The sequence below is a fragment of the Streptomyces qinglanensis genome (assembly GCF_900111245.1).
In the GTDB taxonomy this organism is placed as follows: domain Bacteria; phylum Actinomycetota; class Actinomycetes; order Streptomycetales; family Streptomycetaceae; genus Streptomyces; species Streptomyces qinglanensis.
Genome location: NZ_FOGO01000006.1, coordinates 315,154 through 327,044 on the forward strand (window position 1 = coordinate 315,154; position 11,891 = coordinate 327,044).

Here is an 11,891-nt window from a genome sequence, read left to right on the forward strand (position 1 = left end):
CCGTCCCCGGCGGCGCCCCTTCCGGCGGTCGCCCGGACCGGGCCCGCGGCGCGGCCTGCGAGGTGCTCACAACCGCACGAGCACCTCGTCCAACTGCTTGCGCTCCAGGTCCGGGACCCGGGCGCCGGGGGCCGGGTAGCCGACCGGGATGACGTAGGCGCCGCGTTCCTCGGCCGGGCGGTCGCAGATCTCGTTGAGGAAGCGCATCGGGCTGGGCGTGTGGGTGAGGGTGGCCAGTCCCGCCTGGTGGAGGGCGGCGAGCAGGAAGCCGACGGCGATGCCGACGGACTCCTTGGCGTAGTAGGGGCGCGGGGTGTGCGGTCCCTTGTGCACCTCGAAGACGACGAGGACGGCGGGCGCGACCTCCAGGAACGGCTTGTGCTCGTCGGTGCCGAGCGGGGCGAGTGCCTCCAGCCATTCGTCCGAGGCGCGGCGCCCGTAGAAGGCGCGCTCCTCCTCCTCGGCGGCGGCGCGCAGCCGCCGCTTGCGCTCGGGGTCGGTGAGGACGACGAACCGCCAGGGCTGGACGTGCGCCCCGCTGGGGGCGGTCGCGGCGGTACGGACCGCCCACTCCAGGACTCCGTCGGGCACCGGGCGGTCGTCGAAGTCGCGGACGGTGCGGCGGCGCGCCATGATCTCGTGGAACGACCTGGCACGCTCCTCCGCCTGCCGGGCGGGGACGTCCATCGGCCGGAGCGGAACCGTGGGGAGCCGGCTCGGACCGGAAGCGGGGCTGGGCTCACTGGTACGGACCATGCCCGCAGCACAGCACATCGCGGCGCGCGGAAAAAGGCTTGCGGCGCCGGAACCGGGAACGTAGCGTCTGCGGTGGCTCTGTTGCCGTCGTGAGGAGAGGCCGTTGCGTATCTGAGGTCTGAGACACCGTGTGCCCTGTCTGTGTGCCACGAGTGCGACCTCGGAAGCGAGTCGGCCGCCTGCTGCCCCTCTCCTCTTCTGAGCCCTGTCCCGGTGTGTCCGTCCGGGCCCGGTGTCTCCCGTGTTGCTCATCCGCACCGCAATGCGACCAGGAGGCCCCTGTGACCACTTCCGCACCGTCCCTCGCCTGTTCCCGGCTGACCTTCTCCTGGCCGGACGGCACTCCGCTGCTGACCGATTTCGACCTGTCCGTCGGCCCCGGGCGCACCGGCCTGATCGGGCTCAACGGCACCGGGAAGTCCACCCTGCTGCGGCTGCTGGCAGGCGAACTGCAACCGGACGCGGGAAGCGTCACGGTCCGGGGCGAGGTGGGCTACCTGCCGCAGAACCTCACCCTGGAGACCTCCCTGCGGGTGGACGAAGCGCTGGGGGTCGCCCGCGCCCGCGCCGCGCTGCACGCCATCGAGGCGGGAGACGTGGCCGAGGAGCAGTTCACCGCCGTCGGCGACGACTGGGACGTCGAGGAGCGTGCCCGCGCGACGCTGGACCAGCTCGGCCTGAGCCACATCGGGCTCGACCACACCATCGGGGAGATGTCCGGCGGCGAGTCGGTCCTGCTGCGGCTGGCCGCTCTGCTGCTGGCCGGGCCGGACATCCTGCTGCTGGACGAGCCCACCAACAACCTCGACCGGGCGGCCCGCCGCCGGCTGCACGAGGCGGTCTCCTCGTTCCGGGGCGTGCTCGTCGTGGTCAGCCACGACCGCGAACTGCTGTCGCTGGTCGACCGGATCGCCGACCTGCGCGCCGGCGAGGTGACCTGGTACGGCGGCGATCTGGAGGCGTACGAGGCCGCTGTTTCCGCCGAACAGCAGGCGGCCGAGCGGATGGTGCGCGCTGCCGAGACCGATGTGCGGCGCCAGCGCCGGGAGCTGGCCGAGGCGCGGATGAAGCTGGCCCGGCGGGCGCAGTACGGCAGCAAGCAGGCTGCCGCCGGGAGCGAGCCGAAGATCCTGCTGGGCGCCCGCAAGCGGCAGGCGCAGGAGACGGCGGGAAAGCACCGCCTGTTGCACGAGCAGCGGCTGGACGAGGCGCGGCAGCAGTTGGAGGAGGCGTCCGAGCGGGTACGGGACGACTCGGCGATCCGCGTCGACCTCCCCTCGACCGCGGTGCCGCGCGGACGGCGGGTCCTCGAGATGCGGGAGGTGGAGCTGCGGCACGGTCCCCGGATCGACCTCGATGTGCACGGGCCGGACCGGATCGCGCTCGTCGGGCCGAACGGTGCGGGCAAGACGACGCTGCTGCGGACCCTGGCCGGGCAGCTCCCGCCCGTCGCGGGCGAGGTGCACACGCAGGTGCCGCTGCGCTATCTGCCGCAGCGGCTGACCGTGCTCGACGACCGGCTGTCCGTCGTGGAGAACGTCGCGCGCTCGGCGCCGCAGGCCACCAACCAGCAGATCCGCGCCCGGCTCGCGCGGTTCCTGCTGCGCGGCAAGCGGGCCGACCGCGCGGTGGGCACCCTCTCGGGCGGCGAGCGCTTCCGGGCCGCGCTCGCCGCCGTCCTGCTGGCGGATCCTGCGCCCCAGTTGCTGATGCTGGACGAGCCGACCAACAATCTGGACGAGTCCAGCGTGCGGCAGTTGCGGGACGCGCTGACGGCGTACGAGGGTGCCCTGCTGGTCGCCAGCCACGACCTCCCGTTCCTGCAGGAGTTGGGTGTCACCCGCTGGCTGGGGCTGCGGGACGGCGCGCTGCTGGAGGCCACTCCGCAGGAGCTCGGGCTCCTTCCCGCGGAAGGAGCCCGACCGGACTGACCGGCGGGCTCATCCGGCGAGGGCGGCCAGGCGGGCGTCGGCGCGGGCGGGGGCGTAGCGGTCCTCGACGACCAGGGCCGCGGCGCCGGTCAGGCCCGCGCGCTCGCCGAGCCGGGAGGTGACCACGTTCAGGTGCGCGGTCGTGCGGGGCATGGCGCGCTGGTAGAGCAGTTCCCGCACCCCGGTCACGAACGGGGTGCCCGCCAGGTCACCGGCGATCATCAGCACCCCGGGGTTGAGCAGGGTGACCACCGTGACCAGCACCTCCCCCACCAGCCGTCCGGCGTCCCGGGCCAGCCGGACCGCCTCCGGGCGGCCGGCGGCGAGGTGGTCGCGTACGCCGGAGCCGGAGGTGGTGGGCACCCCGGCGGCGGTGAGCTGTTCGGCCAGCGCCCGGCCGCTGGCGACGGCGGCGAGGCAGCCGTGGTTGCCGCACATGCACAGTGCGTCGGGGAAGTCGTGCAGCCGGATGTGCCCGATGTCGCCCGCACCGCCGTCCGTACCGCGATAGGGCTGCCCGTCGACGACGACGCCCGCACCGATCCCGGTGGCGACCTTGACCAGCAGGAACGCCGCGCAGTCGGGGTAGCCGGCCCGCTGTTCGGCGTAGGCCATGAGGTTGGCGTCGTTGTCGACGAGGACCGCGGGAGGCGCCTCGGACCGGACGTGGGCCGCGTAGGCGGCCCGCATCCGCTCGGGCAGCGGGCAGCCGTCCCAGCCGGGCATGATCGGCGGCTGGACGACCACCCCGGAGCCGACGTCGACCGGGCCGGGTACCGACAGGCCGATGCCGCAGACGCGGGCCGGGTCCGTGCCCTGCTCGGCGAGCAGCCCGGCGAACCACTGCGCGAGCCGGTCGAGCACCGGCTCGGGGCCGTCGCCGACGAGCATCGGGCCGGAGCGCTGGGCCAGCACGTTCCCGGCGAGGTCGAGCAGGCCCGCGGTGGCGTGCCGGGTGCCGAGGTCGGCGGCGAGGACCACGGCGTGCCCGGCGTCGAACTCCAGCCGCGTCGAGGGCCGACCGCCGGTGGAGCCGGGTTCGGGAGCCGGCTCGCCCTCGCGCAGCCAGCCCGCGGCGAAGAGCTGGTCGAGCCGGTGGCCGACAGTGGATCTGGACAGCCCGGTGACCTGCTGCAGGGCGCCGCGGGTGGTGGCCCGGCCGTCCCGGATGAGCCGCAGCAGATGGCCCGCGCTCGACTGGTTGCCGGTGGTGCCGGTCATGCTCTCCTCAGCTCTCGTCCGCATCGCCGGTCCGCGGTCAGCGGCGGCCCGGCGGCGGGAACGGCAGGACGACGGGGGCGGTTCCGTACCACCGCATCCTGCCATCAGCGCCGCTCAGCGGCCCCGGCGCCGTCGGCGGCGGCGGCCCGCTGCGGGCGCGCGGCCTGCAGGGGTACGTCACAGGTCTGCCGGGTCCGGCCCTGTCCCTCACCGGGCCCGGACCACCGCCTGGGGTCCGGGCGCCGGGCCCCAGACGGGTCGGTAGGCGGGTCGGTAGGCGGGTCGGTGCCGCCCGCCGTGATGCGGTGACCGGCTTCTGACCCTGGTTTCGACTGCGAGTGACACATCTCATCCTCAGTTATGTCTGTTCACGAGACGTAACTACGAGGTATCTTCGACGAAACTCGTGGGGTCCCCACGGCTCGGGGCGCTGCCGCCGTGGAGCAGCGCAAGCAGGAGAGCCGGCAAGCACGGCGGCCCGGCTGCCGGACGTATGCCGTGTGGGCGGCGACCGAGAGAGGGCGAAGGGCGGAGCATGGTCAGGACGGCCTGCCGGGAGCGACCGCTCCCGGGCGGCGCGCGGGAGGCGCATCCCGGCGGGCGGAGGACGCCGGGCGGACGCACCCCGGCGGGCGGTGCCGCCCGTCCCGGAGGGGTCGCGCGGTGACCCCTCCGCTGCCGCCGACCGGTGCCGGCCCCGCCGTCGTGCGCGCCCGCACCACCGCCCCGCCGGTGCACACGGCCCACCGCGCGCTGCGCCGCTCCGCCTGCCGGGTACTGCTCGCCAACCGGACCGGCCGCTCCACAGTGCCTTCCCGCGACCTGTATCCGCACCAGTGGAGCTGGGACTCGGCGTTCATCGCCGTCGGGCTGCGCCACCTCTCCCCCGTACGTGCGCAGCAGGAGCTGGAGACGCTGCTGTCGGCGCAGTGGGGTGACGGTCGCGTCCCGCACATCGTGTTCAATCCCGCGGTGCCGTTCGGCGCCTACTTCCCCAGCCCCGACTTCTGGCGCTCCTCCTCGGCGGGCGCCGCCGCCGGGGCGCCGCGCGGGATCGAGACCTCCGGTGTGGTGCAGCCGCCCGTGCACGCGCTGGCCGCCTGGCTGGTGCACCGCGCCGACCCGCGCGCCTCGGCCCGGCGCGCCTTCCTGGCCGGGGTGTACCCGCGGCTGGCGGCCTGGCACCGGTACCTCGCCGAGCACCGGGATCTGGGCGGAGGCGGGCTGGCCGCCGCGGTGCACCCCTGGGAACCGGGCATGGACAACAGCCCGTGCTGGGACGGACCGCTGGCGCGGGTCGAACCGGCGGACCCGGCGTCGTTCCGCCGCGCCGACCTCGCGCACGGCGCCCCCGGAGACCGGCCCACCGACCTGGACTACGGACGGTATGTCCGGCTGGCCGCCGAGTACCGCGAGCACGGCTACCGGGACGCGGCGGCCGCGCACCCCTTCGCCGTGGAGGACCCGGGGTTCAACGCCCTGCTCATCGCGTCCGAGTACGCGCTGGCCCGGATCGCGGAGGAGCTGCGCGGCGACGCCGCGTTCCACCGCCGGCGCGCCGCGGCCCGCACGGAGGCGCTGGTGGAGCGGCTGTGGTCGCCCCGGACCGGACAGTTCCACTGCCGCGACCTGCGGGCCGGGGCGGCTTCGGGCGGCGACGGGCACGGCGGCGCGCTGGTGCCCGAGCGCAGCGCAGCGGGGCTGCTGCCGCTGGTGGCGCCCGGACTGCCCCGACCCCTGGTCGAGACGCTGCTGAGCACCGCCGAGGGCGACCACTTCGGCCTGGGCACCCGGGTGCGGCTGCTGCCCAGCTACGACCTGCGCGGCGCGTCCTTCGACCGGAACCGCTACTGGCGGGGCCCGGCCTGGTTCAACGTCAACTGGCTGCTGGAGCGCGGGCTCCGGGAGCACGGTGAACACGCGCGGGCCGACGCGCTGCGCGCCGCGGTACTGCACGCCGCGGCGGCCAGCGGTTTCGCGGAGTACCTCGACCCGTACACCGGGCAGGGGCACGGCGCCCGCGACTTCAGTTGGACGGCCGCACTCGCCCTGGACCTGCTCGAGCGGGACGCGGACACCGCAGCGGGCGCGGACACCGCGAACACCGAAGAAGCCGGAACCGCCAAGACCGCCGAGACCGCCGGAACCGCCGAAGACACTCCCCCGGGGCCGGGCACCGGGGTCTCCGCGCCCGTACCCGGGCCCTCGCCCGTACCCCCGTCCGAGAAGGGACCGTGACCCCATGACGGCGATCGAGCACCGACTGCTCGTGCACGACGGGACCTTCGCGGTACTGGCCGCTTCCGGGGACATCGCCGGGCCCACGGGGACGCTGCCGGCGGACGGGCTCTTCCGCCGGGACACCCGCCACCTCAGCCGCTGGCAACTGACGCTCGACGGCGCCGCCCCCACCGTGCTGATGCCGGCGCGGGACGACGGCCACCGCCTCCTGGCCCCGGCGGCGGACGGGCTCGCGGAGCCGGACGGGAGCACCGGTCACGGTGCGGTCGTCCTCACTCCGCTCGGGACCCGGGAGGCCCCGCCCAGCTGCACGGTCTTCCGCGAGCAGGCCGTGGTGGACGGCGCGTTGACCGAGCGGATACGCGTCGTCAGCAACCAGGGCACGGCCGCCCCGATACGGGTGAGCCTGACCGTGGACGCCGACTTCGCCGACCAGACGGAACTGCGTTCGCCGCGGCAGGAGTTCGCCAAGCCGCACAGCGCGCGGAGCACCGTCGCCCGCCCGGACGGCGTCGAGTTCCACTACCGGCGGGGCACGAGCTGGCACACCCGTACGGTCGTCACCGCCGATCCCGCACCCGCCGAGACCGCCGACGCGGAAGGCCCCGGGGGCACGGCGGGCGGGTCCGACGGGACGGCACGCAGGCTGAGCTGGCTCCTGGAACCGGCCCCGCACGCGGCGGTCGAGCTGCGGCTGTGCGTACGGACGCTGCCGCACGGTACTCCGGACGCGGCGGTCCCCGGCCCGGCCGCGGCACCGGACCCGGCCACCGTGCGGTCGGAACTGGCCGCCGCACGGCATACGTTCGCCACCGCCGAGCCCCGTCCCGGCATGCGTACCGGGCGGCCGGAGCTGGCCCGCGCCTGCGAGCAGGGACTCGCGGATCTGGCCGGGCTCTGCGTCACCGTCCCCGGATCAGACGGTGCCGCGCTGCGGGTGCCAGGTGCCGGAGCGCCCTGGTATCTGACCCTGATCGGCCGGGACTCGCTCCTGACGTCCTTCTTCACGCTGCCCTACCGCCCGCTGCTGGCCGAGGCCACGCTGCTCGCGCTGGCGGCCACCCAGGACGGCGAGGCGGAGCCGGGGCGGATCGCCGAGCCGGGGAAGATCCTCCACGAGCTGCGGCACGGCGAGCTGACCGCCTTCGGGCAGCTGCCGCACGAGCGCTTCTACGGCTCGGTCGACTCCACCCCGCTCTTCCTCGTCCTCCTCGGCGCCTACGCGGAGCAGCGGGGGGCCGCGGGCGCGGAGCTCGCCCGCCGTCTGGAGCCGCAGGCGCGGGCCGCGGTGCGGTGGATGTTCGACCGGGGCGGGCTGGCGGACCTGGGCTATCTGGCCTGCCGGCCCGGCAACAGCGGAGGGGGCGACCGGAGCTGGAAGGACTCGCCCGGTGCGATCTGCGCGGCCGACGGCACCCTGCCGACCGGTGCCGTGCTGGTGGCCGAGGTGCAGGGGTACGCGTACGACGCGCTGTGCCGCACCGCCGAGCTCGCCCGTGCGGTATGGGACGACCCGGGCTACGCGGGCATGCTGGAGCGGGCCGCGGCCGGGCTGCGGGAGCGCTTCGGTGCCGACTTCTGGCTGCCCGAGCGCGGCTTCCCGCCGCTCGCGCTGGAGGAGACGGGCCGGAAGCTGGATGCGCTCGCCTCCGACGCGGGGCATCTGCTCTGGTCGGGCATTCTGGGGCAGCGCCGGGGCGAGACGGTGGGGCGGCGGCTGCTGGAACCGGACTTCTTCTCCGGTTGGGGGGTGCGCACCCTCGCCGCCGGGCAGGCCGCCTATCATCCGCTGTCCTGCCACCGCGGCGGTATCCAGCCGCAGGACAACGCGCTGATCGCACTCGGGCTGGCCCGCTACAGCCTGCGGGCCGAGGCGGCACGCCTGGCGGACGGGCTGCTGGCGGCCGCCGGGCGAAGCGGTCACCGGTTGCCGCAGGTGCTGGCGGGCTACGCCCGCGAGGACGTTCCGGAGCCGGTGCCCTCCCCGCACGGAGGTGCGCCGCGTGCCTGGGCGGCGGCCGCCCCGCTGGCCCTGCTGACGGCGCTGAGGCGGTGACCTTCCGGTGCCCGGCGCCGTAGTGTCGCGGCATGACCGAGGTGACGGGGACGGCAGCGGGCAGGGCTCGGCGGACCGGGGACGTGGTCGTCCTCGGCGGCGGAGTCATCGGGCTGACCACGGCGGTGGTCCTGGCGGAACGCGGATCGGACGTGCGCGTGTGGAGCCCGAGCCCGCCGGAGGGGACGACCTCGGCGGTGGCCGGCGGCCTGATCTGGCCCTACCGGATCGCACCGGAGCGGCAGGCCCTGGACTGGGCGGTCCGCTCCTTCCGGCACTTCTCCTGGCTCGCCGAGCAGCCGTCGGCCACCGGGGTGCGGCTGGTCCGGGGGCGCATGCCGGGCAGCACGCCGCCCGCGGAGTGGAGCGCGCTGACCGGTACCCCGCCCCGGGCTCCGCTGGTCGACATGGGGAGCTATCTCGGCTACCTGAAAGGCCGTCTGGAGGCGGCGGGCGGGCGCTGGGAGCGGCGCGCGGCCGGTTCGCCGGCCGAAGCGGCGGCCGAAGCGCCCACGGTGGTGAACTGCAGCGGGCTCGGAGCCCGCGAGCTGGTGCCCGACCCGGAGGTGCGGCCGGTGCGCGGCCGGCTCGTCGTGGTGGAGAACCCGGGTGTCGAGGAGTGGTACGTCGCCGCGGACGGCGGCGCCCGGGAGACGACGTACCTCCTGCCGCAGCCCTACGGCCTGGTCCTCGGCGGCACGGCCGAGGACGGTGCCGAGGAGCGGGAACCGGATCCGGCGACGGCGGCGGCGATCGTACGGCGGTGCGCAGCCGTCCATCCGGAGGTGGCGGAGGCCAGGGTGCTGGAACACCGGGTGGGGCTGCGGCCGTTCCGGCCGCGGGTCCGGCTGGAGGCGGAGCGGATCCCCGACGGGCGCGGCGGCAGCGCGCTGTGCGTGCACAACTACGGGCACGGCGGCGCGGGTGTCACCGTCTCGTGGGGGTGCGCGGTGGACGCCGCCCGGCTGGTGGGGCCGCCCGAAGCGGGCGGATGACGTACGCGCACCGGAACGGCGACCGCGCGGGGACGGTGTTCTCGGGTGCGGCTGGATGACGCTGGTTGCTGTGGACATGCAATGTGACACGGGAGTACACACGTTTCGGAAGAAGTGACCCCTGTCGCAGATGAGTTGGAGGACTCGTGCGCCACAGACTGATCGTCCCGGGTGCGGCAGCGGCGGCCCTGCTGCTGCTCGCGGCCCCGGCCTCGGCGGCCGAACCGACTCCGGGAGCACCGGGCGCGGGCGACCCCTACTACCCGGACTACGGGAACGGCGGCTACGACGTCTCCCACTACGACCTTCGGCTCACCTACCGGCCGAAGACGGACGAACTGGCGGGCACCGCCACCCTGCTGGCCACCGCCCGGCAGGACCTGTCCCGGTTCAACCTGGACTTCGCGCTGGACGTCACCGAGGTGCGGGTGAACGGGAAGAAGGCCCGCTTCGGCACCTCCGGGGCGCACGAGCTGCGCATCACCCCGGCCGAGCCGCTCGCCGAGGGCGAGAAGGCCACCGTCGTGGTCCGCTACCACGGGACGCCCTCCAAGGTGAAGGTGGACGGTTTCACCTCCTGGCACCGCACCCCGGACGGCGGGGTCGCGGCCAACGAGCCCGAGTCCGCCTGGTGGTGGTTCCCCAGCAACGATCACCCCACCGACAAGGCGAGCTACGACATCAGCGTCGCCGTCCCCGAAGGCACCCAGGCCCTCAGCAACGGCACCCTCCAGTCGCAGCGCACCCGGGCCGGCTGGACGCGTTTCAACTGGCGCTCCCGCGCCCCGCAGGCCACCTATCTGGCCACGCTCGCGGTCGGCAGGTTCGACATCACGAGGTCCGAGACCGACTCCGGACTGCCCGTCATCAACGCCTACAGCAAGGACCTGGGCGAGCACGAGGGCGCGGCACGGGCCAGCGTCGAGCGGACGGCCGAGCTGACCGAGTGGCTGGAGAACTACTTCGGCAGCTACCCGTTCGACGCGCTGGGCGGCTATGTGCCCAACACGGACACGACCTTCGCGCTGGAGACCCAGACCCGCCCCTTCTACAGCCCCGACGACTTCGCGGACGGCTCCAACACCTCCGTGGTCGTGCACGAGATGGCCCACCAGTGGTACGGGGACAGCGTCTCGGTGAAGGGCTGGAAGGACATCTGGCTCAACGAGGGATTCGCGCGGTATGCGCAGTGGCTCTGGTCCGAGGACCAGGGGGAGGGCACCGCACAGGAGTTGGCCGACTACGCCTACGCCTCGCACCCGGCCGACGACCCCTTCTGGAAGGTCGCGCCGGGCGACCCCGGCCCCGACAACCAGTTCCACCGGGCGGTCTACGACCGCGGCGCCATGGCCCTGCAGGCGCTGCGCAACAGGATCGGCGACAAGGATTTCCTCGCTCTGCTGAAGGGCTGGCCGAAGGCGCACCGGGGCGGCAACGCAGAGGTGGGCGACTTCGTCGCCTACGCGGAGAAGGTGTCCGGCAAGCCGCTGGCCGGACTCTTCGACACCTGGCTGTACCAGCCCTCGAAGCCTGCCGCGCACGTGTCGGCCTTCACCGCCGGCCGCACCCCGGAGCGCCCCCGCTCCTGGAAGCAGATCCACACGGCGGACCACCCGCGCCGCTGAGGCCGGCGCGTTCCGCCCGGCGGAGCGCCCGGCAGCACCCGGTCCTCGCCCGCGCCGCAGCGGGCGAGGACCGGGCCCTCTCCCGGCCGGGCCCTCGCCCGGCCGGGCCCTCGCCCGCACCCCGCACGAGGTCAGCGGCGCTGCGCGCGGGCGCGGCGGGCGTAGGGCAGATAGCGGAGGCGCTCCGGGAGGAGCGGAAGCGTTCGGGCGAGCACCCGGCCGAGGCGGCGCAGCCGCCGCTCCTGACGCGGCGTCCAGGGCAGCCCCAGGACCTGGCGCGCCTCGGGCGGCATCAGTCCCACGGTCAGGAAGCGGCGGAGCCGGGCGAACCCGGGAACGACCAGCGGCCACACCGCGCGGACGGCCCACCGCACGGGCCGCGGCCCCCAGGGCGGCGGCGGGATGCCGGTGTCGAGCGAGGTGAGTTCGCGGACGACCCGGGTGGGTTCGATCTCCTCGGCCAGCATCCGGTGCCAGTAGGGCCAGAATTCCTCCCGCGTCTGCGGCATGTCCCGCTCGCGGATGCCCAGCACCCGGCCGACCTGGAGCCACTCGGCGTACAGCTGCCGCTCCTCGGCGTCGGTGTAGGGGCGGCGGCCGAGATAGCGCTGCGCGTGCCGGTAGGTGGGGAAGCCGGTGGCGTGCACCCACGCGTAGTAGGCGGGGGTCAGCGCGTGGTAGCGGCGGCCGTGCGCGTCGACGCCCTGGATGTGCTTGTGCAGCTCACGCAGCCTGCGCCCTTCCGCCACCCCCTCCTCGCCGCCGTAGACCCACAGCAGAAAGCTGCCCAGCGAGCGCTCCCCGCGGCCCCAGGGGTCGGTACGGAAGACGGAGTGCTCGTCCACTCCGGCGCCCACGGCGGGGTGGGCGACCTGCAGGGTGAGCGCGGCGGGGAGCATCAGGAGCTGGCGGACCTCGCCGACCACGTCCCACAGGATGCCGTCCGGGGGCGGGGGCTCCGGCCCGGTGCGCACTGGTTGTCGTCCCTCGCTCGTCTGCACGCTTCTCATGATGCCTCCGGGGCCCGCATGATGCTCTGCGGCCACCGGTTCCGGCGCGGCGCGCG

At 74.8% G+C, this 11,891-nt stretch carries 8 protein-coding genes; 5 read left to right on the forward strand and 3 right to left on the reverse strand.

From position 1 onward, the window contains the following. Nucleotides 1-66: 66 nt before the first annotated feature. Entirely contained in the window at nt 67-687 is a 621-nt protein-coding gene (locus BMX65_RS15650) for a nitroreductase family protein (RefSeq protein WP_420856812.1), read from the reverse strand. Between the two features lie 350 nt (nt 688-1,037). On the opposite strand from BMX65_RS15650, the gene BMX65_RS15655 reads away from it, so the two are divergent. Further along, nucleotides 1,038-2,687 carry an ABC-F family ATP-binding cassette domain-containing protein gene (locus BMX65_RS15655; protein ID WP_075000877.1) on the forward strand — a complete coding sequence of 550 codons (1,650 nt, stop codon included), beginning with the start codon at nt 1,038-1,040 and terminating at the stop codon, nt 2,685-2,687. Between the two features lie 9 nt (nt 2,688-2,696). On the opposite strand, the gene BMX65_RS15660 is transcribed toward BMX65_RS15655, so the two are convergent. Next, nucleotides 2,697-3,908, reverse strand: coding sequence for an ROK family protein (locus BMX65_RS15660; RefSeq protein ID WP_075000878.1), 1,212 nt, complete (start codon nt 3,906-3,908; stop codon nt 2,697-2,699). A 663-nt stretch (nt 3,909-4,571) separates the two neighbouring features. Here BMX65_RS15660 and BMX65_RS15665 point away from each other — a divergent pair. The 4 genes from BMX65_RS15665 (at nt 4,572) to BMX65_RS15680 (ending at nt 10,825) form a co-directional block, all read left to right on the forward strand. After that, nucleotides 4,572-6,146, forward strand: coding sequence for an MGH1-like glycoside hydrolase domain-containing protein (locus BMX65_RS15665; RefSeq protein WP_075000879.1), 1,575 nt, complete (start codon nt 4,572-4,574; stop codon nt 6,144-6,146). Between the two features lie 4 nt (nt 6,147-6,150). Next, nucleotides 6,151-8,205, forward strand: coding sequence for an amylo-alpha-1,6-glucosidase (locus tag BMX65_RS15670; protein WP_075000880.1), 2,055 nt, complete (start codon nt 6,151-6,153; stop codon nt 8,203-8,205). Between the two features lie 32 nt (nt 8,206-8,237). Next, the gene (locus BMX65_RS15675) at nt 8,238-9,200 is read left to right on the forward strand and encodes an FAD-dependent oxidoreductase (protein ID WP_075000881.1); all 963 of its coding nucleotides are present in this window, start codon (nt 8,238-8,240) and stop codon (nt 9,198-9,200) included. 146 nt (nt 9,201-9,346) lie between these two features. Then, on the forward strand, nt 9,347-10,825 hold the full coding sequence (locus BMX65_RS15680) for a M1 family metallopeptidase (RefSeq protein ID WP_075000882.1): 1,479 nt from the start codon (nt 9,347-9,349) through the stop codon (nt 10,823-10,825). 131 nt (nt 10,826-10,956) lie between these two features. On the opposite strand, the gene BMX65_RS15685 is transcribed toward BMX65_RS15680, so the two are convergent. Continuing rightward, nucleotides 10,957-11,835: an oxygenase MpaB family protein gene (locus BMX65_RS15685; RefSeq protein ID WP_075000883.1), complete on the reverse strand. Its 879-nt coding sequence runs from the start codon at nt 11,833-11,835 to the stop codon at nt 10,957-10,959. Nucleotides 11,836-11,891: the final 56 nt, after the last annotated feature.

What these genes read in the sequence shown, in the direction of transcription:
- BMX65_RS15660 (WP_075000878.1), bottom strand. Translation starts at nt 3,908, where the DNA reads ATGACCGGCACCACCGGCAACCAGTCGAGCGCGGGCCATCTGCTGCGG.
- BMX65_RS15650 (WP_420856812.1), bottom strand. Translation starts at nt 687, where the DNA reads ATGGACGTCCCCGCCCGGCAGGCGGAGGAGCGTGCCAGGTCGTTCCAC.
- BMX65_RS15670 (WP_075000880.1), top strand. Translation starts at nt 6,151, where the DNA reads ATGACGGCGATCGAGCACCGACTGCTCGTGCACGACGGGACCTTCGCG.
- BMX65_RS15675 (WP_075000881.1), top strand. Translation starts at nt 8,238, where the DNA reads ATGACCGAGGTGACGGGGACGGCAGCGGGCAGGGCTCGGCGGACCGGG.
- BMX65_RS15685 (WP_075000883.1), bottom strand. Translation starts at nt 11,835, where the DNA reads ATGAGAAGCGTGCAGACGAGCGAGGGACGACAACCAGTGCGCACCGGG.